Origin of the sequence: Paraburkholderia sp., from assembly GCF_036488795.1 — a bacterium.
In the GTDB taxonomy this organism is placed as follows: domain Bacteria; phylum Pseudomonadota; class Gammaproteobacteria; order Burkholderiales; family Burkholderiaceae; genus Paraburkholderia.
In genome coordinates this window covers 13,075-39,094 of sequence record NZ_DASXHA010000040.1, presented here as the reverse complement: position 1 = coordinate 39,094, position 26,020 = coordinate 13,075, and the positions used below count along the sequence as shown (strand labels likewise).

Genomic DNA, 26,020 nt, shown 5'->3' with positions numbered 1-26,020 from the left:
GGCGCGCGAATGGAGCTGGCGGAAGCAGTCAATCACAAACAAGACCCGCTTCAATCGGTTCAGCATCCTGATGCTCGGGCTTATCTGCTTCAGCAGCTCACGCCATTGGTCGGACAGGAAGTCCACAACCTTAGAATTCCTGTCGAGATCGCCGCGCACATCGAGCCGTCGCAGATCGGTACGATCGTCGGGACGCTCACGGATGCATTATTGCCTTCCATCGCAGAAAGGGTTCAGGTCGGTCTCTCCAAAGGTCCCGGTGTCCAAGGCGACCGCGAAGGCTATCCTGACTTCATCCACACTTCGGGTTACCGGCTGGAGCTCAAGGGTCTCTTCAAAGACAACCCCAATGTGAAGCTGAAGAAGCCGCCCACCCGGCGCGAACCGTCGGCGAGGCTAACCCGGCAAGTCACCGTAAATAATGTGGATCGTGAGCGCGACGCCCTGTTGCTGCTCGTGTATCAGCTTCAGCCAACCCGGGACGACGAAACGATGCTTTCGCCGGTTATCGTCGCTGTCGGCATTTTTCCTGTACATGAATGCATCCAGGCACGGGATGAGCGCCTGACCTCTCGCGGAGGACGCTGGTTTGGCGACTACCAGACACCGGTTGTGCTGAGCAAGGCAGGAAAGCGCAAGCTGGCGAGCGGACAGCCAGTCGACATCGCCGCCTACGGTCTCAAGGGAAGCGAAGGCAAGGACTTCAACGAAGATACCAACTTCGGAAAACTCAACCGGATCCCCTACAAGCCGCTCCAGGATTTCCTCAAGAGCCACGGCGCTGCGACCGCCAAGGCTCCGCGGTCGAAGCCGAAAAAAGCCGCTATTCGGAGTAGCGGCGAATCACAGACGCTAGATCTATTTGCGCCTGAAGATGGGCGCTAACCGCCTCAGTGACCTTTTTGTTTAGCGATCGTCTGTCGGCCACGAAGCTTTGCGATACTGCGAGGCGCATCAAGAGCCCTTCGTCGAAGCGTGGGTGATGACCGCCGGTTGTCGCCTGCTCAAAGATTTCCTGCACCGGGTCGGAGAGCAGCCACGGCACGATGAACGCAATGCTTTCGCTGTCGCTGCGCGGCGTGAGGACATAAAACTCGGTGGAGCAGTAAATGTCCTGCACGCCGATAAGCGCCTTGACGCCATGGGGGATGTAAGCAACCTGACGAAGATAAGGGCGAAGCCGGGAGATGATTACCGCCCCCTCCGGCACGTACTTCTTATGACTCACGCGTTGTTTTTCATCGCCGGTCCCGGCGCCGCGAAGAGACAGAAGGCCTCGCTCCGCATGACCGGTATCGAGGACCAGGTTTCCTGCACCGATCTGAGTGACACCGAGCCGCGTCACTTCCACCAGGTCCGTAAGCGGCGTGCCGCCAGTCAGCGACTCAGCTCGGGACTGCGACAGCCAGATCTCCGGAGACAGGCAGTACTCGCTCCCCAGCTCATGCGCTTTCACACGAATCTTGTTCACAGCACCCACTCCCGCTTAAAGTCTTGTGCGATTTCATCGAGGTCGTGGTCGATGCTCCCGTCCGCAAGCACGATCTCTCCGCTCGAGGTCTTTCCCGCCTTATCGGAACGGTAAAAATTCACCATGTGGTCGTTGCCGGCTTCCATGCCGGTTCGCTTCCTCGCGAACACGATCGAAGCCTTCTGGGATGTATAAGGGCGGAAGGTATATCCATGAAGGCTGACGACACCCACCACTTCGAATTTCCTGATCATCCATTCTCGCAAGCCGGCGAATTTTGACGCAGAGACCTTGTTATCGGGCAGCACGATTGCCATTCGCCCACCAGGCTTCAATAGCTGGTAGCAGCGCTCGATAAATAGAACATCGCGTTCCACGCGAGTCTTGCTGAGGTTGGCGACCTCGTAGTTCGATACATACTCAGATGTACTAACGTCCCCCGCAAAAGGAGGATTGGTGGCGATCACGTCGAATCCTGCCTTGGCCAGCCTGTCGTCGGCTAAAGCATGCTCGATGCTCGCGGCCTGTCCGTCGAACAGCGTTCCGCCGGCGACCCGCAGCGAATCCACCGTATGAATCTTCAGGCTATCGCCGCAACCGAGGAACGACATGAGCGACGCAATCTTCGAGGCCCTTGGCGAGATCTCGAAACCGTAGAGCCGTCGCGCCCTCGAATCTCCGATGTAGTCGTAGGCTGCTTTCAGGAACGCTCCGCTGCCGCACGCCGGATCGCAAACCGTATCGGTCTTGCCTGGACGCAGAACATCGATACAAAGCTCAATCACATGGCGTGGCGTGAAGAACTGCCCCTTGTCGGATTTGTAGTGGCGCGAGGTCATTTCCTCGAAGGCGGCATCTAACGCTTCAAACTTGATGTCATTCAGCTTCACCGGATCTAGAACACGCAAACATTCGTTGACGAGGTCCGGCGGCGCGGAAAAGGACGGGACACCTTCGACGAAGCGCATCACCTCTGCCGAGTTCTCCGTCAACAAGATATGGGCGCGCTCAAAAGTCAACGGGGCGGTTGCCCGGGAGCGCTCATGAAAAGCCTTCGCAACCAATAGCCGAATTGTCTCGTAAAATTCGTCGGCCCCCGTCCTCGCGAGCAACAACTCCTGGACTCGACGAATCTGCGATGTCAGCGAGACCCCTACGAAATGCCGTTTAGCCATACTGTTCCTTCTGTTCCTTCGAGGAAGTTTGGCGCAATTATCGTCAATCAATTGACGTGGGTCAACGTCGATTGACCCACGTCAACACCGCAAACAAAGGCGTGATTCAGCGCTCGCCGGCCGGCCGCCACTGCACTTCTGAACCCGGACTTTAAGTGACCCGGACAGTTGGGGCCGGTTGCGGATGGCGAGCCCGTCGGGCCATTGTGCAAAGTTGACCGGTAGCCGAACCAATCGTTTGAACAGTTGTCGCTGGCCCACCCCAAAGCTCGCATGACCGTTGAGCCTTGATTGACGGCCTTGCAGACCTTCTGCAGCCTGACTTTGCATGCCGTCGGGCGCCGCGTGGCACACCGATTGCTGGCCTGTAACGACTAACGTCTTACAGGCAGTCGACAATTGTCCGGTCTTCCCTCCACTTGCCAAACCTGGAGTGCTCGCAAGGTTCGCGTGTTGAACGCGATACCGCGGGTTCTGGTGGTCGACGACAACCTCAGTGCCGCTGAAGCGCTCGCCACCTATTTATCGTTCGAAGGCGTCGAAACCCGCACTGCCGGCGGCTGCACCGAAGCGCTGCGCTGCGTGCGGGATTGGGTGCCGGATGTGGTCGTGCTCGATATCATGATGCCCGAGCGCGACGGCTTCGAAACCGCGCAGGCACTGCGCAGCTACCTGCCCACGCCGAATCTGGGCATCGTCGCCTTCACGTCACTCGACGACGACCACGTCCGCGAGACCGGCAGCGCCCGGCACAACTTCGACGCCTATTGCCGCAAGGGTACGGCGCCGGTCGCGTTGCTGGCGCTGATGAAAAAGCTCTGGCGCTGACTCGGCACGCTCAACACGACACTGCACTTTCCATCACATGGCGCACGTACAACATATCCTCCTCGTGGACGATCAGGCCGACGCAATCGATGCCCTCGCCATGTTGCTCGAAATGGACGGTCATCAGGTGCGCACCGCCTATAGCGGCGCGGACGCGTTGGCGGCGGTCGAGACATTTATCCCCGATCTCGCGCTGATCGACGTCAGCATGCCCGGCATGAGCGGGATCGATCTCGCGCAACGGCTGCGTAAAAATGCGGCTCTGGCCCACACCAGACTGGTCGCTCTTACCGGTTTCGCGCAAGACGCGGACCGTCAGGCAGCCGCGGACGCGGGGTTCGATGCTCATGTAACCAAGCCGGTTTCGGCGGAGCAGCTCGCAGACATCATTGCGGGCAGCGCTCAGCGCGACGCCTCCTAGCCTCCGCCCCTCAAAGATGGCGGAGGCCCTGCCGGGCAAGTCCGGACATGCGGTTCAATGAGTCGACATTGCAACAGGTTTGCAATCAAGCGTCGCGCAAGCACGCCCGCGACAGCGTTTTCGCGTGGCACGGTCGTTGCGAAATGTAAGTGAAGAGTTTCTTACGTTTCGCACTATGTCCACCATCCTGCTGGTCGATGACGAACTGGATTCGCTCTGGCTGTTCCAGCTGGCCCTGGAAGGGCGTGGCTACCACGTCATCCTCGCGGAAGACGGCAAATCGGCCCTGGAAAAGGCGAGCCGCTGCCTGCCCGATCTGATCGTGACGGATTGGAACATGCCGGGGACGGATGGCGTCGAGCTATGCGAACACCTGAAGTTTTACCCGGCGCTCGCGCAGATTCCGGTGGTGATGTCGTCGGGTCAGACGCCGCCGCAGGAAAAATCGACGCTTTGGAACGTCTTTCTTGCCAAGCCCGTGCAACTCGAGACACTCGAATCGACCATCGATTCATTGCTGGCGAAGCGGCTTTCGGGCTCGCGACACTCCAGCCATCCGCCCGTGCCGGCGCCCTCCCGATGGGCGCCTACGCCAGCGAAACTGTGCGACTAGCCGGGCGGCCATTGCAGTTGCCGTTGACCCTGTTGCTGAGCCGTCCGGCGCACGCGACACCGGATGAGCTCCGCGCTCCTACCCTTCGATGCGCCGCCGCGTCACTCCAAGTAGCGCAGCCATGGCCTGCTGCGCGCCGGCGGCATCGCGCTCGCGAATCGCTTCGAACACGGCCGTATGTTCGGCCAACGACGCGTTGAACACGTCCGCCCGTTTTGCATTCAGCCGCAACTGCGCCTCGAGCGTCCGCTCGATCAATGTGCCCAGCGGGATCAGCAATTCGTTGCTGCACGCCGTCAGCACGCTCAGATGGAAGCGCAGATCGGCCCTCACCCACTCATCCACATTGCGCGCGGCCACCATTGCGGCATGCGCCGCGTCGAGTTCGGCAAACGTAGCCCCGATGTACGAGGACGCCGCCAGCGCGGCCGCGTACGGCTCGATCATCTCGCGCATTTCCTGCAGCTTGAGGGCGAAGGTCATAGGCTCGGCCACCCGCGAGTACCAGTCGAGCACATCCGCATCGAGCAGATTCCACGCGTTTCGCGGACGCACACGCGTGCCCACGCGCGGCCGCGACTCGATCAGCCCTTTTGACGTCAACGTACGCAGCGCCTCGCGCAACACCGTGCGGCTGACGCCGAAGGTCTCCATCAACTCGGCTTCGCGCGGCAGGATGGTTTCGGGCGCGTAGTCGCCGCGCAGGATGGCGGTTGCCAATAGATGAGCGACGCGCCCATGCAGATCGTGCTGAATAAAGATTCTCCTCACCGTCTTGCGGCGCTAATTATTGTCGGAACGTCCGCGATTATCCGGGATCCCAGCGTCAACACTCACTCGCGCCAGACTCCCGGCAACGGCAGTGCGCCCACCAAATAGTACTATTAATAGTATTTAAAGGCGATTTTGTTGTAGCATGTTGCTCCTCGAATCCTGCTCACAGCCGCAGTCCGGCTGACCCGCACAACCCGGTACACCTCAGACACACCTCAGGCACAAGGAGACACGCGCCATGAAAATCACCAAGCTCGAAACCTTCATCGTTCCGCCGCGCTGGTGCTTCCTCAAGATCGAAACGGACGAAGGCATCGTCGGTTGGGGCGAGCCGGTCGTCGAAGGCCGCGCGCACACTGTCGCCGCCGCCGTCGAAGAACTGTCCGACTACCTGATCGGCAAAGACCCGCTGCTGATCGAGGACCACTGGCAGGTGATGTACCGCGCCGGCTTCTATCGCGGCGGTCCGATCACCATGAGCGCGATCGCCGGCGTCGATCAGGCGCTGTGGGACATCAAGGGCAAGCATCATGGCGTGCCGGTGCATGCGCTGCTGGGCGGCCAGGTGCGCGACAGGATCAAGGTCTACTCGTGGATTGGCGGCGACCGCCCGAGCGATGTCGCCAACAACGCGCGCGCCGTGGTCGAACGCGGCTTCAAGGCAGTGAAGATGAACGGCTCGGAAGAGCTGCAGATCATCGACACCTTCGACAAGGTGCAAGGCGTCATCAACAACGTGGCCGCCGTGCGCGAGGCCGTGGGCCCGAACATCGGCATTGGCGTGGACTTCCATGGCCGCGTGCATAAGCCGATGGCGAAGGTGCTCGCCAAGGAACTCGATCCGTACAAGCTGCTCTTCATCGAAGAGCCGGTGCTGTCGGAAAACGCCGAAGCCTTGCGCGATATCGTCAATCAGACCAACACGCCAATCGCGCTGGGCGAGCGCCTGTATTCGCGCTGGGACTTCAAGCACATCCTGTCGGGCGGCTACGTGGACATCATCCAGCCGGACGCCTCGCATGCAGGCGGCATCACCGAATGCCGCAAGATCGCGTCGATGGCCGAAGCCTACGACGTGGCGCTCGCGCTGCACTGCCCGCTCGGACCGATTGCCCTTGCCACCTGTCTGCAGATCGACGCGGTCAGCTACAACGCGTTCATCCAGGAGCAGAGCCTGGGCATTCACTACAACCAGGGCAACGATCTGCTCGACTACATCAAGAATCCCGAAGTGTTCAAATACGAAGACGGCTTCGTGTCGATTCCGCAAGGTCCGGGCCTCGGTATCGAAGTGAACGAAGAGAAGGTGCGCGAAATGGCGAAGGTCGGCCATCGCTGGCGCAACCCGGTGTGGCGCCACACGGACGGCAGCGTCGCCGAGTGGTAAGCGCATGATCGAACGCCGCCTGCGGGCGGCGTTTTCGTATCCGGCGCATGGGTGCAGGCAGTCGCAGCAGCAATAACAAGACAAGAAGGAGCATTGAGTGGAGACAGGCACGCTTCAGGGCGTACGCGCCACCGGCAAGCGTCACCGTTTGCTGGTGATGCTGTTCATCACAGTCGTCATTACCTATCTGGATCGCAGCAATCTGTCGATCGCGGCCACCGCGATCGCAACGGATCTGCAACTCGATCCGGCGCACATGGGTCTGGTGTTCTCCGCGTTCGGCTGGTCGTATGCACTGCTGCAGATTCCCGGCGGCATGCTCGTGGACCGCGCACGGCCGCGGCTGATGATGGCGCTGATCATCGGACTATGGTCGCTTGCCACTATCGTGCAGGGCTTTGCCGGCGCCTTCGCCGTGCTGCTGTCGCTACGGGTGCTGCTCGGCGTTCTGGAAGCGCCGGCCTATCCGACGCTCAACCGCATCGTCACCGCCTGGTTTCCGGACAGCGAACGGGCGCGCGCGATCGCCATCTACACCTCGGGCCAATACGTGGGTCTCGCGTTTCTGACGCCCGCGCTCGTGCTCACCCAGGCGCGCTTCGGATGGCAAGGGGTGTTCGTGCTGACGGGCGGCATCGGCATCGTGTGGGCCTGCATCTGGTATGCGCTGTATCGCGAGCCGTCGGAAGCGCCTGGCATCAACCAGGCAGAACTGGAGGCGATCCGCAGCGGCGGCGGCCTCGTGGAACTCAGCAGCGGCCGCGCGCAACGCGCCCGTTACAGCGCTGCGGACTGGCGTGCAGTGCTGGGCAACCGCAAGCTGTGGGGCGTGTACATCGGCCAGATTGCGGTGACCTCCACGCTGTGGTTCTTCCTGACGTGGTTTCCGACCTACCTCGTCAAGTATCGCCACATGGATTTCCTGAAGGTCGGGTTCATGGCCGCCGTGCCGTTCCTCGCGGCGTTCGTCGGCATTCTCGCCTCCGGTCTGCTGTCCGATGCAATGATCCGGCGCGGCGTGTCGGCCACGGTCGCGCGCAAGGTGCCGATCGTCACCGGCCTGTTGCTGTCCACGGCCATCGTCGGTGCGAATTTCGTCGACAGTCCTGCGATGGTGATCCTGTTCATGGCCATCGCGTTCTTCGGCAGCGGCTTTTCGTCGATCACCTGGGTGCTGGTTTCATCGATGGCGAAGAAGGAACTGCTCGGCCTCACCGGCGGCATGTTCAACCTGATGGGCAACCTGTCGTCGATCTGCGTGCCGATCGTGATCGGCCTGGTCGTCAAAGGCGATAACTTCGCGCCGGCGCTCGTATTCATGAGCGCGGTGGGCGTGGTTGGCGCATTGTCGTATCTGTTTCTGGTCGGCCGGATCGAACGGATCCGCTGAGCGCGTCGCATTTTTGAAGCGGCGTTACGGCCCGTGACGCTAGCGACGTTTCGGTTACGTAACATCCCGGACCGAATCGGCTCGAAAACGCCGTCTCCGGCCGTTTGACCGCCCCCGGCGGATCTCCGGAAAGCCTTGTTCGGCAAGGCTTTCCGGCCTGTCTACCAGCCCGCCTTTGCCGCTTGGCCCGCTCCTTGCTCTACAGCAATGAAACGACAAGGCGTGAGGCAATCATGGGCGAATTCCTTCCTGACTATCTGATCCGCGAACAGGCGTGTGTGGGCGCGCTCGTGGTGTTCGGCGTACTGCGCCTGATCGGCGCGGCAATGGCGTTCCAGCGCGGCTGGCGCATCTCGACGGTGGAGAAATGTTTCCTCGCCGCCGCCGTGCTCTATTGCACCCCGCAGCTGTTCGATCTGCTGACCGCGCTCTATGGCTCGCACGCCGCGGCGGCGGAACTCGAAGGCAAGGTGAGCGGCTGCGCCATCGCCTTGTTCTGCGCGCCGATTGTCGGTCACAAGCTCGGCTTCGAATAACGCTCGCTGATTGGACTGGCTACACGAATGAAACAGATCGACCGGATGAAGGCCATGTTGATGGCAAGCAAAACGACCTACCGCGATGGCGACGTGCTGACGCTCAAATCCGGAGGCCGCCCCATGACGGTGACGTGGGCTGGGCCGGTGGTGTTTGCCCCCGGGACCTGGTTGATCTGCCAGTGGTTCGACAAGGACGGTGAACTGCGCCAGGAGATGTTCCCCGAAAACATGCTGGAACGAGTGCCCAGAGCACTCGCCGCTTAACGGGCAGTAACGGGGCAACCGGCTCCCGCCGGGCAACCGTGTGTGTTCGCGCCGCACAGGACATCCGTGCGGCGCCTTTTTGCGTCTGCTCGGGGCTGCTGGCGTCGTGCCGGGACAGGCCGCGCGCCGGCGCGTCAGCCCGAAGAACGCTTAGCCCGGCAGCGCAAAGGCCGGCATGCTGTGCGACAACGCGGCGGCCGCGACGAAGACGCCGAGCATCGCCAGCGCTTCGAGGTACAGCAGATTGGTGAACGTATAGGCGTCCATGGTGGATGCCGTGCGACGCAAGCGCGGCAGCGCGGAGAAACGGTTGAGGCCGCCGATCACCAGCGCCATGGCGACCAGCGCAAGCTTCAGGATCAGCACATGACCCCAGGTGCTCACTTCGATGGCCTCGAAGGTGCCGCCGGTTCCCCGTACCGCGTCGATGATGCCCGTCACGAGCACCACCGCCACCGCGACCAGCGATACGTTGGACACCTGCATCGCAGTGCGAATCAGCATGCCGCGCGCCGTCGACGTGCCCAGCGCCGGCAGCACAGCGAGACCCGCCGCTACGACGAGGCCGCCCCACACGGTGGTGGCCAGCACATGCAAGGTATGCACGCCGATCGCCGCCGAGGCCATGCCGGCGTCGGCGGCATGGCCGAGCGACGCCTTGCCGCCGGCAATCGCAATCACCGCCAGCCACAAGAGCGCATTGCGTACCGTGCCGGCATGGCTGGACATCGCCGTCAGCAGCAGCACCAGGGCGCCGATGAAGGCCACCGCCCATGCATATCCCACATGGATTTGTCCGAGCGCCGTCGGGATCACGGCGAAGGCCTGCGGCAGCGCCACGCCGCTCATCGACGCGGCCTGATACAGCAGCCAGCCCAAATCCGCCAGCACCAGCACGACCGTGGCGGTCAACATGGAGCGTTGCGCGCGCAACCATGCAGGACGCGCCGGCGACACCTTGGCCTGGGCGTCTTTGGCGAGCCACGCGCCGAGCAGCGCCGAACCGACTGCGAACGCAAACGCGACATTCATGAGCGCGGCCATTGCGACCTGCCCGATCCACAATCCGTCGAGTCTCATTTGACGATGCACGCCGCGTAAGTGCCCTGGACGCCACCTGCGCTCTGGCCGGACGCACGGTGGGCGGCGGGCACGGCAGCCCGTTGCGTCGAGATTGAATCAGGCTGGTCGACACGTGGAGCGGAAGGGCAAAAATCGTTTAGCTTCATGAAAGGCGGAGTGGATTGATTGTGTGTTGAAAGAGACAGCGAGAAGGACCCGCGAGCGGCTCAGCGAGACACCGGCGCCCCGGGAGTGTACGCTTCGATGGTTTGCTCGCGTATGGGTTCAACGGAGTTGTCCATTCACGGCCAGGGGCGCTCGATGAAAGCAGGATGTCATTGATTGCAAAGACATGTTGGGCAGAGTCATTACACACTATGCCAAACTGTCCCATCGGCGTTTACGAGAGGAATCAGGGCGGCTGCGGCAAATAGTCACTTACAATTACAGATGTTAGAATGCTGCGTCGCCGCAGCGCCAGCTGCCCTCAAGCCGAGCCGTTCGAAGTTCGGTCGGGTCCCCGATTTTGATGGAGTTACGCGTGTCTTCAAGACGCATTTTCCGCCCGCTGCTAGCCCTTCTGCTAATCGGAGCTGCTGGCGTGTATAGCGCTGCGAAAGCGCAGACTCAACCTCAGGCGCCCGACACCATGGAAGCTCGCGTGCAGGGCTGTACGGCCTGCCACGGCACGCACGGCCAGGGGACGGACAACGACTACTTCCCCCGTCTCGCGGGCAAGCCAGCCGACTACCTGTACAACCAGCTCAAGAATTTCCGCGAAGGGCGCCGCAAGTACCCGCCCATGAACTACCTCGTCACGTATCTCTCGGACGACTACCTTCATCAGATCGCGACGTACTTCTCCCAGCAGCGCCCGCCCTATCCGCCTCCCGCCAGGCCCACGGTCTCTAATGAGACGCTTGCCCGCGGCCAGCAGATCGTGCTGAACGGCGACGCCTCGAAGCAGGTCCCGGCATGCGCGGCCTGTCACGGCAAGGCGTTGACCGGCATGGAACCGGCTATCCCGGGTCTCGTCGGCCTGCATTCCGACTACATCAGCGCGCAGCTCGGCGCGTGGCGGTCGGGCTCGCGACATGCCATCGCCCCTGACTGCATGCACACGATCGCCACCCGCCTGACCGATGATGACGTGAACGCTGTCGCTGCCTGGTTGTCGACGCAGCCGGCTCCGCAAAACCCCGTGCCGGCTCCGGCCCGCTCGATGAAGACTCCGCTTGCCTGCGGCAGCGAACCGCAATAGGCACCGGGAGAGACACTCACATGAAACGCAAGTCATTGTTCGCCCTGTCGGCAGTCGTCGTGGTTGCGGCCGCTGCCCTTGTTCCCGTCCTGTGGTCGGGCGGCGACAACCTGCACAACGGCAGCGCCATGGCGGCCACGCCCGCCGATCAGGCTGATCTGATCAAGAAAGGCGAATACCTCGCGCGCGCCGGCGACTGTATCGCGTGTCACACGGTGCGCGGCGGCAAGGAATTCGCCGGCGGCCTGCCCATGGCCACGCCGTTCGGCACGATGTTCACGCCGAACATCACGCCTGACGACCAGTACGGTATCGGCAAGTGGACCCAGGACGACTTCTACCGCGCCATGCACACGGGCCGTTCGAAGGACGGCAGCCTGCTGTATCCGGGCTTCCCGTTCACCAGCTACACGAAGGTCACGCGCGCCGATGCGGACGCGATCTACGCGTACCTGCGTTCGGTCACGCCGGTCAACGTGCCGAGCCGGCCGCACGAGCTGAAATTCCCGTTCAACAATCGCAATCTGCTGATCGGCTGGCGCACGCTGTTCTTCCGTGAGGGCGAATACAAACCGGATCCGACCAAGTCGGTAGAATGGAACCGTGGTGCGTATCTGATCGAAGGCCTCGGCCACTGTGGCATGTGCCATACGTCGATCAACGCCATGGGCGGCCCGGTCAACTCGGCAGCCTTTGCGGGCGGCCTGATTCCGTTGCAGAACTGGTACGCCCCTTCGCTCACCTCGAACAAGGAAGCCGGTCTGGGCGACTGGGACATCAAGGACATCTCGAACCTGCTGAAGAACGGTGTGTCGCAACGGGGCGCCGTGTTCGGCCCGATGGCCGAAGTGGTCCACAACAGCATGCAGTACATGTCGGATGACGACATTCAGGCCATGGCCACATACCTGAAGACCATTCCGCAAAAGAGCGAAGCGCCGGAAAACCTGCAGCTGGAGACGTCGGAGCAGTTCGGCGGCGAACTGCTGAAGCAAGGTCAGAAGATTTACACTGACAACTGTGCGAAGTGCCACGAAGCGAACGGTCTCGGTCAACCGCCGAACTTCCCGCCGCTCGCGAACAACCAGTCGATCCAGATGCCGTCGGCTGTGAACCCGATTCGCATGGTATTGAACGGCGGGTACCCGCCGAGCACCTTCGGCAATCCGAAGCCGTACGGCATGCCGCCGTTCGCGCAGTCGCTGTCGAACCAGGAAGTCGCCGCGGTCGTCACGTATATCCGTATGTCCTGGGGCAACCACGGTACGGCGGTGTCGCCGCAACAAGTAGCCGATCTGCGTTCCGCGCCGCTCGACTAGGCAGCGCAAGAGACAAGGAGGGCGCGGCCTGCGGGAAACCGCAGGCCGCGCCCTTCGTTTTTTTTGGACCGCTTTTGAACCGTTACGGGGCGCTCGCATGCCACAATGGCGTGTTGGGAGTCAGGCTGGAGAAGAAGTCGTGCATGTTGGTGAGCGTTTTAACAGCATTACCCACCTCGTCGGCGCGCTGCTGTCGGTGGCGGGGCTGGCCGCGCTCGTCACGATGGGCGCGCTGGACGGCGACGCGTACAAGGTCGTCAGCTTCAGTGTTTATGGCGCAATGCTGATCGTGCTGTATGCTATCTCCACGCTTTATCACAGCGTGCGTAATCCGCGCGTGAAAGCAGTCCTGCAGAAATGCGACCATTCGGCGATCTACCTGCTGATCGCCGGCAGCTACACACCGTTCACGCTGGTGACCTTGCGCGGACCGTGGGGCTGGTCGTTATTCGGGGTAAGCTGGGGGCTTGCCGTCCTCGGCATCGTGCAGGAATTGACGCTCGGGCGACGCACCCGCAGCGTTTCGATGGTGCTGTATGTCTTGATGGGATGGCTTGCGCTCGTAGCCGTCCGCCCTCTGGTCGCTGCTTTACCGGCCGCGGGGACCGCCTGGCTCGTGGCCGGCGGAATCATCTACAGCGTCGGCATCTACTTCTTCATCAACGACGAGCGCATCCGGCACGGACATGGTATCTGGCACCTGTTCGTACTGGCGGGCAGTCTGTGTCAATTCGTCAGTGTTGTGCGCTATGTCGCATGACACCACGACGGCGAGTGCAACTTAAGGCCAGTCAACGTGTCTTGATAGCGCGTTGAAGCATTCGGCACACGCTGGCGTGTGCCGCCGATTTCCCTGCGACCGGATCCGGGGCTTGACCTCGAAGCGCGCCTGCTGGCTGCGCGTTTGCCGTTTCGCGATACTGCTTTGCAAAGAGTTTTTATGTCTTTTGATTCCCTCGGCTTGTCCGAACCGCTGGTCCGTGCTGTTCACGAACTGGGCTACACCTCCCCTACTCCTATCCAGTTGCAGGCCATTCCCGCCGTGCTCAACGGCGGCGACCTGCTCGCCGGCGCGCAGACCGGCACCGGCAAGACCGCCGGCTTCACGCTGCCCATCCTGCAACGCCTGAACACCATGCCGCCGGTTGCGACGGCCTCGGGCAAGCGCGCGGTGCGTGCGCTGATCCTGACGCCGACCCGCGAGCTCGCGGCCCAGGTCGAGGAAAGCGTACGGGCGTATGGCAAGTACCTGAAGCTCAAGTCGACGGTGATGTTCGGTGGCGTCGGCATCAATCCGCAAATCGATGCGTTGAGACGCGGTGTCGATATCGTCGTGGCAACGCCTGGGCGTCTGCTCGATCACATGCAGCAGAAGACCATCGACTTGTCGCATCTCGAGATCCTCGTGCTCGACGAAGCCGACCGGATGCTCGACATGGGCTTCATCCACGACATCAAGCGTGTGCTGGCCAAGCTGCCGCCCAAGCGCCAGAACCTGCTGTTCTCCGCGACCTTCTCCGACGAAATCAAGGCACTCGCCGACAACCTGCTCGACGCGCCGGCGCTGATCGAAGTGGCACGCCGCAATACCACGGCGGAGCTGGTGGCGCAGAAGATCCACCCGGTGGACCGCGACAAGAAGCGCGAGCTGCTCACGCATCTGATCAAGGAACACAACTGGTTCCAGGTGCTGGTGTTCACGCGTACCAAGCACGGCGCGAACCGCCTTGCCGAGCAATTGACCAAGGACGGCATCAGCGCGCTGGCCATCCACGGCAACAAGAGCCAGTCGGCGCGTACCCGCGCGCTGGCCGAGTTCAAGAGCAATACGCTGCAGGTGCTGGTCGCCACCGACATCGCTGCGCGCGGTATCGACATCGACCAGCTGCCGCACGTGGTCAACTACGATCTGCCCAATGTCCCGGAAGACTATGTGCACCGAATCGGCCGGACGGGTCGCGCGGGCGCGAGCGGCGAAGCCGTGTCGCTGGTGTGCGTCGACGAGCTGCAGTTGCTGAAGGACATCGAGAAGCTGATCAAGCGCGCGGTGCCGCAGGAAGTGATCGCCGGTTTCGAGCCGGATCCGAACGCCAAGCCGGAGCCGATCCTGCGTCGCGGCCAGGGTGGCGGCGGTGGCGGCGGCGGTCGTCAACCACGTCAAGGTCAAGGCGCAGGAGCGCCGAAGCGGGATGGTGCATCGGCCAAGCCGGCACCCCGTTCGGGCCAGCGTCCGGCGAACGGTCAGCAACCGAGGGCCCAGGCCAAGCCGCAAGGCGCCAAGCCCGCCGGTGCGCCTTCGCAACCGCCGCAAGTGCGCAAGGACAATCCGCGTCATGAGACCACGCGTCACCATGACAAGCCGCGGGCGGCAAGCCACGACGGCAACGGTGCATCGCATGCGCCGCGCAAGCCGCAAGGCGGTGGCGGCAATCCGGGCGCGTTGCTCAGCGGCGCCAAGCCGCGTGGCGATGCACCGCGTAGTTCGCAGCCACCGCGTAACGGCGGCCAGCGCGGCCGTTAAGTTTTCATACCTTGGTGCGCCGGGCCGCTGCAGCGGCCTGCTTCAGGTGCTCGATCTGCCGTTCCCACCGTTCGAGCACCGCTTCCCCTCCCTCCGTCAGTTCAAACTTGATGCCGCCGGTCAGGCGCGCATAAGGCACGCGCTGCGTTTCGCCTGTGTCGATCGAACCCATGAAGCAGGCCAGCCCGCTGTCGTCACCGGGCACGCTCGCTAACGGTTCGAAGTGCAACTGCACCTGATAGAACGTGTCCTCGCAAACAAACGTCAGCGCCGCACGACCGCTGCCGGCGAGCACGCCTGCCGCTCGCGATTTCGGCCATAGCGCGAGACCCAGTGTGCGTGAGTCGGGCGCATACAGCTCGCCCACACCCAGTAACGACGTACGCACGTGGCCGCTGGCGTCGAGCGTCAGCAGTGAAGCGGTGAAGCCGTTCTTGCTGGCTAGCGCCGAGCCATCGAATAACGCACGCGGCGCGGCCGGCCATTCATCGAACACCTCGTGTTCGAGGGGACGCACGGATGCAGAATCGGTCATCGCGTGACTCCTTATCAAATTGTCGTGCATCGAACTACGCGGTCCTCAGAACGCAAATGGCCCGCCAGAGCGGGCCATTCGTGCGTGAAACCGCCGCCACGTCAGAAAGCCCGAAGGCCGCCGCGCAGCTCACGGCCAACTGTAATCAGCTGCCCGTCTCAGCGGAAAAACACGTGCTGCGTAATTTTCGCGAGCGGGTAATGCACGCCTGGCTGGATACGTGCCGGCAGGTCGAGCGGCTTGAGCAGCATCTTCACGCACATGTCGGCGGACAGGTTGTGGCGCACGAGTGCATTGATGCGAGCCGCGCGCTCCCGGTTATAAGCCGAATCATGCACACGCTCCGGATAGCGAATTGCGAACACATGGCGCAGTGCGATCTCGGAGTCTTCGTTCTTGATCTCCAGCACGCGGCGCATGAGCGCGCCAAGCACAGCAAGCCGACCGTTGCCTTCGATCTTGTTGTACTTCTTGAAGTATTTGAAAAAGTGCTTGTAGTGACGCACTTCGTCGGTGCGAATGTTGTCCGTGATCTCTCTGAGCACCGGCTCATCCGAACACTCGCCTATTGCGCGATACAACGTGGCCGTACCGGTTTCCACCACACAGCGTGCAACCATTTCAAGCGCGCGCGTCTTCTCGAAGTCTTCGACCGAACAGGTTTTCGAGTACTCCTCGAAGAAGCTGGCAAAGGCCGTATCCCAGTCGAATTCCGGCCATACATGAGCGATGTATGTCTTCAGGGCCCGGCCGTGCTGCATCTCTTCCGGTTCCCATTCGTTGTTGAGCCACGCCGACACTTCAGGGTCGCCGTTGAAAAAGGTGCTGAGATTGCTGGTGTAGAGATCCGTACCGCTTTCGATAAATGAAGCGGCGCACAGCAGAAGCAGCAGATCTTCGTTTGCCACGGCCCGCTGCCGGTCAATCCGGCTGAGGTCGATGTCCTCAATCCGCCAGGGCATCACATGGTTACGCTCAGTGTGCATTGTTTTCTTGCTCCGAAAGCTGCATCGACTGCTGCGAGCAAGCCTGAATCCATCCGCGAGAAGTCGCGTTCTGTTCGGCTGCCTCCATGTCGATACAGCGCCTTGAATTAGAGTTAACCCCGTCTGTCTTGCATCTTAGCTGGTGTTCCGTAACTCTGCAGACAACTCAGCACAGACCATGCCCATGTGCTGCAGTTCCATAGGCAAGCTAGTCGAAATGTTCCGGAAAAAAACACGTGAATTGCTGCGCGAGGCAAGCCCGCAATGAGCAACCGGCCGTAACACGAAGGGCTTGAGGCTCAAGGGGTAAGCAACGGCAAGGCACAGCGGGACTATTCAGGTGAGCGGCCCATGCGCTGCAGCGCGGCATGGCGGGCGTGCGTCAGCGCGGGCGGGACAAGTATGGAGGGGATTCTTATGATGCTTGCCTGATGGCTGCATCTCGCCTGCCAACCCTGGACGATGCGCAGGTCGTCAGGACAACGTCATTTCACTCGCGCTGCAGCGCAAGCCGTGCTTCGCTGCAGCGCGAGCGTTCAGCTCGTCAACGCCTAGAAGCCGGCGGCGAGACCATCACGGCGACTGTCGCTGGCTGCGACATAACCGCGCTCCGGTTCGTTGCGATCGAGCTTCCAGATGTACTGGCCAGAGCCGAAGTCCATATACGGATCGTCCACCGACTTGATCGTATGGCCGAGTCCTTCGAGTGCCCGCGCGGTGTTCGAATCGAGCGTCGCTTCAATGTCGATCGTGAAGTCGCGGTTCACCTTCCAGCGCGGTGCGTCACACGCGGCCTGCGGTTGCTGGCCGTAATCGAGCATCCGCACGATGGACTGCAGATGACCCTGCGGCTGCATGTCGCCACCCATCACGCCAAAGCTCATCACCGCTTCCTGTTTGCCGTCGACCTGCTGCGTGAGGAACGCCGGGATGATCGTATGAAACGGCCGCTTGCCGCCTTCGACGACATTCGGCGACTTCGGGTCCATCGAAAAACCACAGCCGCGGTTCTGCATCGCAATGCCCGCATCCGGCACGACGATACCGGAGCCGAAGCCCATGTAGTTCGACTGGATGAAGCTGACCATCATGCCGCGTTCGTCGGCCACCGACATATAGATCGTGCCGCCCGCCTTCGGCATGCCGAAGTCGAACTGCGTCGCGCGCTTCGGATCGATCAGCCTGGCCCGCGAGCTCAGGTATGCGTCGTCGAGCATCTGTTCAGGGGTGACGTCCATCGAACGCGGGTCTGCCACGTAGCGGTAGACGTCGGCGAAGGCGAGCTTCATTGCTTCGATCTGCAGATGTTGCGACTCGACGTTGTCGAGCGCGAGCGAACCCACGTCGAATTTTTCGAGGATGCCGAGCGCGATCAGCGCGGCAATGCCCTGGCCGTTCGGCGGAATCTCATGCACGGTGTAGCCGCGATAATCCTTGCCGATCGGCTCGACCCAATCGGCGCGATAGTTGCGCAAGTCATCGGTCGTCATCGCGCCGCCGGTCTCGCGTGCGTAGGCGGCGATCCGTTCTGCGATTTCACCTTCGTAGTAGGCGCGCGGGCCCAGTTCGGCGAGCTTGCGCAAGGTCTTCGCATGACCCGGGAAGCGCATCAGCTCGCTGACTTCCGGCGCGCGGCCGCGCGGCATGAAGGTCTGGGCGAAGCCTTCGAAGTCTTTCAGTTCGGGCACCGCGGCCGACCACTTGTGCGCAACGATGCTGGCTACCGCATGACCGCGCTCGGCAATTTCGATGGCCGGTTCCATCAGGTCGGCAAACGGCAACGAACCGAACTTCTGATGCAGCGCCTCCCAGCCCGCAATCACACCGGGCACCGTCACCGTGTCCCAGCCGCGCCTCGGCTGCTTTGCGAGACCGTGCTCTTCACCATACTTACGCTTGAAGTAGTCGACACTCCAGGCCGCCGGCGCCACGCCCGACGCGTTCAGACCATGCAGCTTCGCACCGTCCCACACCAGCGCAAAGGCGTCGCCGCCCAGCCCGCACGAGACCGGCTCGACCACGGTGATGGCCGCCGCTGCCGCGATGGCCGCATCGACGGCATTGCCGCCTTTCCACAACATGCGCAGGCCGGCTTGCGCCGCGAGCGGATGCGAAGTCGAAACAATGTTGCGCGCGAACACGGGCAAGCGGGGCGTCGGATAGGGGTTCTGCCAATTGAAGCGGGTCATGTCGGAACACTCTCAGGAAGCGCGGCCCGGCGAGCTGGACGCACCGGAACCATCAGGAAACCATCACAGCAAAGACTCCGGATTGCAGCGCGATCCGGCTGAAAACGCAAATTCATTTGTGACATGAATCAATGCAGCAAGGGGCTGAATGGCTCGTCGCAGACCCAGCCCACCACCTGCGAGCTACCGGACAACCCCGCCGATGGTCTTACAATACGCCCAATGCACAATCACTCGCTCTAGCCACCGCTCGCTTCTGGCGCTGGGCGCCTCGACCGGCGCTAACGCAAATACACGACCCGAGACACATGACCCGAGACCCACGCCTGACCCTCAACGCACGTCAACAGGAATTGCTCGAGTGGGTGCAACGCGACGGCTTCGTCACCGTGGACGACCTCGCCGCACATTTCGACGTCACGCCGCAAACCATCCGCCGCGACGTCAACTGGCTGGCCGACATGAATCTGCTGCGCCGCTATCACGGCGGCGCGAGCTTGCCGACCAGTTCCGAGAACGTCTCGTACACCGCGCGGCAGCGCATGTTCCACGACGAGAAGCGGCGTATCGCGGCGCTGGTGGCCACGCATATCCCCGATCAGGCCTCCCTTTTCATCAACCTCGGCACCACCACGGAAGAAGTCGCGCGCGCATTGAACCGGCATCGCGGGCTGCGCGTGATCACCAACAACCTGAACGTCGCCAGCATGATGAGCGGCTATCCGGATTGCGAGGTGCTGGTGACGGGCGGCATTGTGCGGCCGTGGGACAAGGGGATCGTCGGCGAACTGGCGATCGACTTCATTCGCCAGTTCAAGGTCGATTTCGCGATCATCGGCACCTCGAGTATCGAAACCGACGGCACGCTGCGCGATTTCGACACGCGCGAAGTGCGGGTCGCCGAGGCGATCATCGAACATGCGCGCACGGTGTTTCTGGCGGCGGACCATTCCAAATTCGGCCGTCCGGCGCTGGTTCGTCAGGGTCATCTGAACCAGATCCACGCCCTTTTCACCGACGCCGCCCCGCCCGCCGACATGACCGACACGCTGGCTACCGCCGGCACCCAGGTGTACGTCGCGGGATAGCCGGGCGGCCTGACCGGACACATGGTCACCGCCAACCGCTGGCGGATTCAGCCGACTCCGGATTGTTAAATCCAGCCTGCGCCCGATGCTGCGGCGCACGCAAAACCTCACGTGAAATCAAGAATTTGACGGCTGATCCGGACCGCCTCTCGCGGGTCCGATTGTCAAATGGAAAATTTTCGGGGGACGATTTGGCGTTCAGTGTGCGGTTGACTACACTCCAGTTCCCCGACGCCATTTTCGCTGCGCGCCGGGCGTGACAGTTGTGCCTCCCGCCTGATCCTGTAGCGGATCACACTGCGCCCGGCGTCCGCTGGCCAGTTGCCTGAATGGCAGTCCGCGCTACGCTTGACATGGAGAGAACGATGCTGAGTCCGCATGAATTCGCCACGTTGTTGCTTGTTAAGGACGCTCCCAATCAGGTCGAGATGGAACGCGACGAACTGGACGCGCTGCTGGAACGACAGCTCGTCCAGCTCGAAAAGCTCGCCTCGGGTCTGAAGCAATGGCGTCTCACGGAGATCGGCGACTCAGCAATTCGGGCTATCAAGCGGTTCTCGTAGCACGCGGCGTTGCACGGCGCGTGATTTCACAGCAATCAAGGCTGCAGGCCGCGCCGGCAAGGCGCGGCGCGCTCGCGCGCAGGTTCGCCCGTTAGCCGGGTGCTTCCGGCCGTGCCCGCTCAACCGGCGCGCAAGGTCGGATCCACGGCCGCGCGCCAACTGATCGCCTTGACCCGCTGGTCGAGAAAGAACGCCGCCCACTGGCTGCGTGCCTGCGGGTCGGTGCTCGTGCCGAACTTCGTGTAGTTCTGCGCAATCGCCCCCTGGAACGCGCAGTAGTCGTCCTTCGACAGCTTGCCGCGGCGGTTCGCGACGTACGCATCGAAAAACGTCGTGTACACCGATTCCGCGTCGTTGCCGTAATCCACCGGCGTCGCGCTGCAGATCTGCTGCAGGGCCGCGAACGACGGCGCGCCGGTACTGCCGTTCAGGCTCGGCGTCCCCACACATCCCGCCAGTAGCGCTGCCGCGCCCATCGCCCAAAATCCACGCATGTCTGATCTCCTGATGGCTGTTGCCGTGAGTATCGTCGGTGGCTGCGGATTTCGCCACCCGGGTGCCTCGGGAACGCCAGTCATATGACCCCAGTAAGCCTCCATTTCACCGTTAGGGTCACCTGACTCGAACTTTACTTTTTCGAATTTGTTCATTAGAGTTCGCAAACGAACACTATCGGTGCGATAGATTTTATTTACGGAATGCGGAGACACAGCAGGTGACGCAAGGCTCCAGATACGATTTGCTGGTGGTGGGCGGCGGGATCAACGGCGCCGGCATCGCGCGGGACGCCGCGGGGCGCGGCCTGTCCGTGTTGCTTTGCGAACAGGACGACCTGGCCGCGCATACGTCGTCGGCCAGCACCAAGCTCATTCACGGCGGCCTGCGCTACCTCGAGTACCGTGAATTCGGGCTGGTGCGCAAGGCGCTGCAAGAACGCGAAACGTTGCTGCGCGCCGCGCCGCACATCATGTGGCCGCTGCGCTTCGTGATGCCGCACATGCCGAACCTGCGGCCCGCGTGGATGATCCGCGCGGGTTTGTTCCTTTACGATCACCTGGCGCGCCGGGAATTGCTGCCCGGCTCCCGTGGCATCGATATGCGGCGTCATCCGGCTGGCCAGCCGCTGATCGAATCCATCAAGCGCGGCTTCGTCTATTCGGACGGCTGGGTCAACGACGCACGCCTCGTCGTGCTCAACGCGCTCGACGCCGAGGAACGCGGCGCCACCATCCTCACCCGCACGAAGCTGATCAGCGCGGTGCGCGCCGGCGGCGAATGGCGCGCGCAATTGCGGCGCGCGGACGGCACGCAACTCGACGTGCGCGCCGGCGCGATTGCCAACGCCGCGGGTCCGTGGGTGGGCGAGCTGCTGCACGGCGCGCTGGGACGCGAAGCGAACCACAGCGTGCGTCTCGTCAAAGGCAGCCATATCGTTACGCGGCGCCTGTTCGAACACGATCACGCGTACATCTTCCAGAATCCGGACAAACGCATCATCTTCGCGATTCCATACGAACACGAGTACACGCTGATCGGCACCACGGACATCGAATATCACGGCGACCCTGCGCAAGTGGCGATCAACGGTGACGAAACGCAGTATCTGTGCGACTCGATCAACCGCTATTTCAAGCAGCACATTTCCCCGCAAGACGTGCGCTGGACCTACTCGGGCGTGCGTCCGTTGCTCGAGGAAGAAGGCGCGGACAATCCGTCGGCGGTCACGCGCGACTACAAGCTCGAACTCGATGCACCCCCCGGCGAGGCACCGCTCCTGTCGGTGTTCGGCGGCAAGATCACCACCTTTCGCAAGCTCGCGGAAGAAGCGGTCGACGAACTCGGGCGCGCGTTGCGGCGCCCCGCGGCGACCTGGACGGCAGGAGCACCGCTGCCGGGCGGCGACATCGCGCAAGCCAATTTCGAACGCTTCGTCACGCAGTTCCAGCAGCAGTACGCATGGCTGCCCGCCGCTCTCGCGCGCCGCTACGGCCGTGCCTACGGAACCCGCGCGCAGCAGATGATCGGCGAAGCGCGCTCGCTCGATGAACTCGGCCGCGTGTTTGCACCAGGTCTCTACGAGGCGGAACTGCGCTACCTGCGCGACGTCGAATGGGCGCGCTGCGCGCAAGACGTGTTGTGGCGTCGTTCGAAACTCGGGCTGCATGTCGAGCCGGGCACGCTGGAAAGTGTCACGCAGGCGCTCGACGACTGGTTCGCACGCTCGCCCGTCGAGCGCGCGTCCGCCAGGCGCGGCACGGTCAAACAGCACGCCTGATCGCGCTGCGCCCCACCTCGGGAAGCACGCGCGCGGCCGGCATCATGGGTTTGAGTTGTGAGCAGAAGGTGTGGGCACGAAGCAGAGGTCCACATGAACACCGCTTTCCGGCACGTACGTTCGTGAGCGGAATGCGCACCGTACGGCAGTTGCAGCAACCTAAAACAACAAGCCGTTCCCGTCGCCGGAATGCACGCCGGCGATTCATAAAACATGGAGATGAGACACATGCAGGATCAGTACATCCTTGCGCTTGACCAGGGCACGACGAGCTCACGCGCAATGCTTTTCGACCAGAAGGGCAACGTCGTTTCGACCGCCCAGAAGGAGTTCCAGCAAATCTATCCGCGTCCGGGCTGGGTCGAACACGACCCGCAGGAAATCTGGTCGACGCAGGCCGGCGTGGCCGCCGAAGCGGTCACGCGCGCCGGTTTGAACGGCTCGTCGATCGCCGCAATCGGCATCACGAACCAGCGCGAGACCACGATCGTCTGGGACCGCGAAACCGGTCATCCCATCTACAACGCGATCGTCTGGCAAGACCGCCGCACCGCCGACTTCTGCGATCAGTTGAAAGCGCAGGGACTGGAAGAGAAAGTCCGCGCGAAGACCGGCCTGCCAATCGACTCGTATTTTTCGGCGACGAAGATCCGCTGGATTCTCGACAACGTCGAAGGCGCACGCGAAAAAGCGAAGCAAGGGCGTCTCGCGTTCGGCACCGTCGACAGCTGGCTCGCGTGGAACTTCACCCAGCATGGCTTGCACATCACCGACGTCACCAACGCGTCGCGCACCATGCTCTTCAACATCCACACGCTGCAATGGGACGACGAGCTGCTCGACGCGCTCGGCATTCCGCGCAGCATGTTGCCGGAAGTGCGGCCGTCCTCGGAGGTGTACGGCCCGACCAAAACCACCGTATTCGCTTCGAAGATTCCGCTCGCCGGCATGGCAGGCGACCAGCACGCGGCGCTGTTCGGCCAGATGTGCACGCGCTCGGGCATGGTGAAGAACACTTACGGCACGGGTTGCTTCCTCGTGATGAACACCGGCGACAAGCCGATCGAATCGAAGAACAACCTCGTCACGACGATTGCCTGGCAGATCGGCGATCAGATCAACTACGCGCTGGAAGGCAGCATCTTCATCGCGGGCGCCGTGGTGCAATGGCTGCGCGATGGGCTCGGTATCATCAAGACGGCGGCGGAGATCGAAGCGCTGGCGCGCACCGTGCCGCACGGCGACGGCGTGTACCTCGTGCCGGCTTTCGCGGGTCTCGGCGCACCGCACTGGAATGCCCGCGCCCGCGGCACGTTGTTCGGCGTGACGCGCGGCACGACTTCGGCGCATATCGCACGCGCCGCGCTCGATTCGATCGCCTATCAGTCGCTCGATGTGCTGAAGGCCATGGAAGCGGACTCCGGCATTCGCATCGACGAACTGCGCGTCGACGGCGGCGCTTGCGCCAACAATCTGCTGATGCAGTTCCAGGCGGACATTCTCGGCGTGGATGCGGTTCGTCCGAAAATCAGCGAAACCACCGCGCTCGGCGCGGCGTATCTCGCCGGCCTCGCAGTGGGTTACTGGCAAGACGTGAACGAACTGCAGAGCCAATGGGCGCTCGACCGCCGCTTCACGCCGGATATGGAGCCCGACGAGGTCAAGGACAATCTCGCCGGCTGGCAGCGCGCGATCCGCGCCGCCAAAGCCTGGGCCGATACGCCCTGAGAGGCGCGCTGCGGTTGGGATCCATTGATCCATTGAAACGATGAAGCACGTAAGCCGCGTTCGCGCGGCTTCACGGACAAAAATAATCCGGAGAACAAAACATGTCACCTTACATAGCCGAATTCCTCGGCACAGCAATGCTGGTTCTACTCGGCGACGGTGCCGTCGCCAACGTGTTATTGGCGCGCACCAAAGGCAAGGGCGCCGACCTTATCGTCATCGTGATGGGCTGGGGGATGGCGGTCTTCATCGCCGTTTTCATGACGGCCTCGTTCAGCGGCGCGCATCTGAATCCGGTGGTGACGATCAGCCTCGCGCTCGCCGGCAAGTTCGCGTGGAGCAAGGTGGCCAGCTATGTGGCCGCGCAGATGCTCGGCGGCATGGCGGGCGCGGGCATCGTGTGGATGGCGTATCGCCAGCACTTCGCGAAAGAAACCGACGCCGACGTGAAGCTCGGCGTGTTCTGCACCGCGCCGGCCATTCGCAGCGCACCGCACAACTTCCTGACCGAAATGATCTGCACCTTCGTGCTGATTCTGGGCGTGCTGTATCTGGCATCGCCGCAAGTCGGCCTCGGCGCACTGGATGCGCTGCCGGTCGGCCTGCTGGTGCTCGGCATCGGCATTTCGCTGGGCGGTCCCACGGGCTACGCCATGAGCCCCGCGCGCGACCTGTCGCCGCGTCTGATGCACGCCCTGCTGCCGATTCCCGGCAAGCGCGACAGCGACTGGCGCTACGCGTGGGTGCCGGTGCTGGGCCCGCTCGCCGGCGGCGCAGTGGCTGCGTGGACCTACATGCGTCTGCACTGAACCGCCCTTGCCGCGCAGGCGCCTGGCGGTGCACGCGGCAACAAAGCACGTATGATGTGGCTTTCATCCTTGCGCGCGGGCTGTCCGGCCCGCGCGCTTTTCGTCTTCTGTTTGCCGCATGATCGACCATCTCATCTGTGACTGCGACGGGGTTCTCGTCGACAGCGAAGTGCTTGCCGACCACGTTCTCCTCGAAACGCTATCCGCTACGTTCCCCGAGCTCGACTTCGAAAGCGCCGTGAAGACGGCCTTCGGCCAGCAGACCTCGCGCTTTCTCGAAGGCATCGAGGCGTCGTTCGATATCACACTCCCCGCGAATTTTCTCGAGACCGTCGAGCACAACGTCGAAGCCGCGCTCGCGTCGAAGCTCACGCCGATTGGCGGCGTGCGCGAGGCGCTGCAGCGGGTGTCGCTGCCGGTCGCGGTGGTATCGAATAGCGGCATGAAGCGTGTGCGGGCGTCGGTGCGCCGGGCGGGGCTGACGGAGATCTTCGGAGAACGCGTCTTTAGCGCCGAACAGGTGGCGAGGCCGAAGCCCTACCCCGACGTGTATCTGTTCGCCGCGCAGCAACTGGGCGTGGAGCCCGCGAAATGCCTGGTGGTGGAAGACAGCGTGGCCGGCCTGAATGCGGCGCGGGCGGCCGGCATGAAGACGATCGCCTTCGTTGGCGCGAGCCACATTCCGGACGGCTACGCGGACGCGCTACGCAAGATGGGCATCACGCGCATCATGGAACATATGGATGAACTGCCCGCGCGCGTCGAAGCTGGCGTGCGCGGGGAATTCGGCGACGTGCAGTCGTAAGTGGCGACGCCGTGATT

General features: G+C 62.6%; 26 protein-coding genes. 18 read left to right on the top strand and 8 right to left on the bottom strand.

Features of this window, described 5'->3' with window-relative positions:
• Positions 1-9 precede the first annotated feature (9 nt).
• Complete coding sequence (locus VGH41_RS05005; RefSeq protein ID WP_331596237.1) at positions 10-885, top strand: hypothetical protein; 876 nt, start codon at positions 10-12, stop codon at positions 883-885.
• Here VGH41_RS05005 and VGH41_RS05000 read toward each other — a convergent pair.
• Both VGH41_RS05000 and VGH41_RS04995 read right to left on the bottom strand, forming a co-directional pair.
• Positions 824-1,471 carry a hypothetical protein gene (locus VGH41_RS05000; RefSeq protein WP_331596236.1) on the bottom strand — a complete coding sequence of 216 codons (648 nt, stop codon included), beginning with the start codon at positions 1,469-1,471 and terminating at the stop codon, positions 824-826. The two genes, VGH41_RS05005 and VGH41_RS05000, sit on opposite strands and share 62 nt — an antisense overlap.
• Positions 1,468-2,646, bottom strand: coding sequence for an HsdM family class I SAM-dependent methyltransferase (locus VGH41_RS04995; protein WP_331596235.1), 1,179 nt, complete (start codon positions 2,644-2,646; stop codon positions 1,468-1,470). Before VGH41_RS04995 ends, VGH41_RS05000 begins: the two co-directional genes overlap by 4 nt.
• A gap of 453 nt (positions 2,647-3,099) precedes the next feature.
• Here VGH41_RS04995 and VGH41_RS04990 point away from each other — a divergent pair, with 453 nt between their 5' ends.
• The 3 genes from VGH41_RS04990 (at position 3,100) to VGH41_RS04980 (ending at position 4,508) form a co-directional block, all read left to right on the top strand.
• Entirely contained in the window at positions 3,100-3,474 is a 375-nt protein-coding gene (locus VGH41_RS04990) for a response regulator (protein ID WP_414696605.1), read from the top strand.
• A gap of 37 nt (positions 3,475-3,511) precedes the next feature.
• Entirely contained in the window at positions 3,512-3,895 is a 384-nt protein-coding gene (locus VGH41_RS04985; protein ID WP_331596233.1) for a response regulator, read from the top strand.
• A gap of 175 nt (positions 3,896-4,070) precedes the next feature.
• Positions 4,071-4,508 (top strand): response regulator, encoded by a 438-nt coding sequence (locus tag VGH41_RS04980; RefSeq protein ID WP_331596232.1) that lies wholly within the window; start codon positions 4,071-4,073, stop codon positions 4,506-4,508.
• Between the two features lie 78 nt (positions 4,509-4,586).
• Here the strand turns inward: VGH41_RS04980 and VGH41_RS04975 are convergent, their stop codons facing one another.
• On the bottom strand, positions 4,587-5,264 hold the full coding sequence (locus tag VGH41_RS04975; protein ID WP_331596248.1) for a FadR/GntR family transcriptional regulator: 678 nt from the start codon (positions 5,262-5,264) through the stop codon (positions 4,587-4,589).
• Between the two features lie 256 nt (positions 5,265-5,520).
• On the opposite strand from VGH41_RS04975, the gene dgoD reads away from it, so the two are divergent.
• The 4 genes from dgoD to VGH41_RS04955 all read left to right on the top strand — a co-directional run bounded on the left by dgoD (position 5,521) and on the right by VGH41_RS04955 (position 8,862).
• Positions 5,521-6,669, top strand: a complete 1,149-nt coding sequence (dgoD, locus tag VGH41_RS04970; protein ID WP_331596231.1) for a galactonate dehydratase — start codon at positions 5,521-5,523, stop codon at positions 6,667-6,669.
• 157 nt (positions 6,670-6,826) lie between these two features.
• A complete protein-coding gene (locus VGH41_RS04965; protein ID WP_331596247.1) occupies positions 6,827-8,059 on the top strand; it encodes an MFS transporter in 1,233 nt (410 codons plus the stop codon).
• Between the two features lie 233 nt (positions 8,060-8,292).
• The gene (locus tag VGH41_RS04960) at positions 8,293-8,595 is read left to right on the top strand and encodes a hypothetical protein (protein ID WP_331596230.1); all 303 of its coding nucleotides are present in this window, start codon (positions 8,293-8,295) and stop codon (positions 8,593-8,595) included.
• Positions 8,596-8,640: 45 nt separating this feature from the next.
• Positions 8,641-8,862, top strand: a complete 222-nt coding sequence (locus VGH41_RS04955; RefSeq protein WP_331596246.1) for a YodC family protein — start codon at positions 8,641-8,643, stop codon at positions 8,860-8,862.
• 150 nt (positions 8,863-9,012) lie between these two features.
• On the opposite strand, the gene VGH41_RS04950 is transcribed toward VGH41_RS04955, so the two are convergent.
• On the bottom strand, positions 9,013-9,942 hold the full coding sequence (locus VGH41_RS04950; RefSeq protein WP_331596229.1) for a CopD family protein: 930 nt from the start codon (positions 9,940-9,942) through the stop codon (positions 9,013-9,015).
• 511 nt (positions 9,943-10,453) lie between these two features.
• Here VGH41_RS04950 and VGH41_RS04945 point away from each other — a divergent pair.
• The 4 genes from VGH41_RS04945 to VGH41_RS04930 all read left to right on the top strand — a co-directional run bounded on the left by VGH41_RS04945 (position 10,454) and on the right by VGH41_RS04930 (position 15,025).
• Positions 10,454-11,185: a c-type cytochrome gene (locus tag VGH41_RS04945; protein WP_331596228.1), complete on the top strand. Its 732-nt coding sequence runs from the start codon at positions 10,454-10,456 to the stop codon at positions 11,183-11,185.
• A 20-nt stretch (positions 11,186-11,205) separates the two neighbouring features.
• Positions 11,206-12,504, top strand: coding sequence for a cytochrome c (locus VGH41_RS04940; protein WP_331596227.1), 1,299 nt, complete (start codon positions 11,206-11,208; stop codon positions 12,502-12,504).
• 139 nt (positions 12,505-12,643) lie between these two features.
• Positions 12,644-13,264, top strand: coding sequence for a PAQR family membrane homeostasis protein TrhA (trhA, locus tag VGH41_RS04935; RefSeq protein WP_331596226.1), 621 nt, complete (start codon positions 12,644-12,646; stop codon positions 13,262-13,264).
• Between the two features lie 180 nt (positions 13,265-13,444).
• The gene (locus VGH41_RS04930) at positions 13,445-15,025 is read left to right on the top strand and encodes a DEAD/DEAH box helicase (protein WP_331596225.1); all 1,581 of its coding nucleotides are present in this window, start codon (positions 13,445-13,447) and stop codon (positions 15,023-15,025) included.
• Between the two features lie 4 nt (positions 15,026-15,029).
• On the opposite strand, the gene VGH41_RS04925 is transcribed toward VGH41_RS04930, so the two are convergent.
• From VGH41_RS04925 to VGH41_RS04915, 3 genes are all read right to left on the bottom strand, one after another.
• Entirely contained in the window at positions 15,030-15,560 is a 531-nt protein-coding gene (locus VGH41_RS04925) for a hypothetical protein (protein WP_331596224.1), read from the bottom strand.
• Positions 15,561-15,718: 158 nt separating this feature from the next.
• The gene (locus VGH41_RS04920) at positions 15,719-16,546 is read right to left on the bottom strand and encodes a ferritin-like domain-containing protein (RefSeq protein WP_331596223.1); all 828 of its coding nucleotides are present in this window, start codon (positions 16,544-16,546) and stop codon (positions 15,719-15,721) included.
• Positions 16,547-17,097: 551 nt separating this feature from the next.
• Positions 17,098-18,735, bottom strand: a complete 1,638-nt coding sequence (locus tag VGH41_RS04915; protein ID WP_331596222.1) for a gamma-glutamyltransferase family protein — start codon at positions 18,733-18,735, stop codon at positions 17,098-17,100.
• 308 nt (positions 18,736-19,043) lie between these two features.
• Between VGH41_RS04915 and VGH41_RS04910 the strand changes: the two genes are divergently transcribed.
• Both VGH41_RS04910 and VGH41_RS04905 read left to right on the top strand, forming a co-directional pair.
• Entirely contained in the window at positions 19,044-19,823 is a 780-nt protein-coding gene (locus VGH41_RS04910; protein WP_331596221.1) for a DeoR/GlpR family DNA-binding transcription regulator, read from the top strand.
• A 365-nt stretch (positions 19,824-20,188) separates the two neighbouring features.
• Positions 20,189-20,386, top strand: a complete 198-nt coding sequence (locus VGH41_RS04905) for a hypothetical protein (RefSeq protein ID WP_331596220.1) — start codon at positions 20,189-20,191, stop codon at positions 20,384-20,386.
• A gap of 119 nt (positions 20,387-20,505) precedes the next feature.
• On the opposite strand, the gene VGH41_RS04900 is transcribed toward VGH41_RS04905, so the two are convergent.
• Entirely contained in the window at positions 20,506-20,880 is a 375-nt protein-coding gene (locus VGH41_RS04900) for a hypothetical protein (RefSeq protein WP_331596219.1), read from the bottom strand.
• A 221-nt stretch (positions 20,881-21,101) separates the two neighbouring features.
• On the opposite strand from VGH41_RS04900, the gene glpD reads away from it, so the two are divergent.
• The 4 genes from glpD (at position 21,102) to VGH41_RS04880 (ending at position 26,003) form a co-directional block, all read left to right on the top strand.
• On the top strand, positions 21,102-22,661 hold the full coding sequence (glpD, locus tag VGH41_RS04895; protein ID WP_331596218.1) for a glycerol-3-phosphate dehydrogenase: 1,560 nt from the start codon (positions 21,102-21,104) through the stop codon (positions 22,659-22,661).
• Between the two features lie 228 nt (positions 22,662-22,889).
• A complete protein-coding gene (gene glpK, locus VGH41_RS04890) occupies positions 22,890-24,389 on the top strand; it encodes a glycerol kinase GlpK (RefSeq protein WP_331596217.1) in 1,500 nt (499 codons plus the stop codon).
• A gap of 101 nt (positions 24,390-24,490) precedes the next feature.
• Entirely contained in the window at positions 24,491-25,198 is a 708-nt protein-coding gene (locus tag VGH41_RS04885) for an MIP/aquaporin family protein (RefSeq protein ID WP_331596216.1), read from the top strand.
• 118 nt (positions 25,199-25,316) lie between these two features.
• Entirely contained in the window at positions 25,317-26,003 is a 687-nt protein-coding gene (locus VGH41_RS04880) for an HAD family hydrolase (protein WP_331596215.1), read from the top strand.
• Positions 26,004-26,020 lie beyond the last annotated feature (17 nt).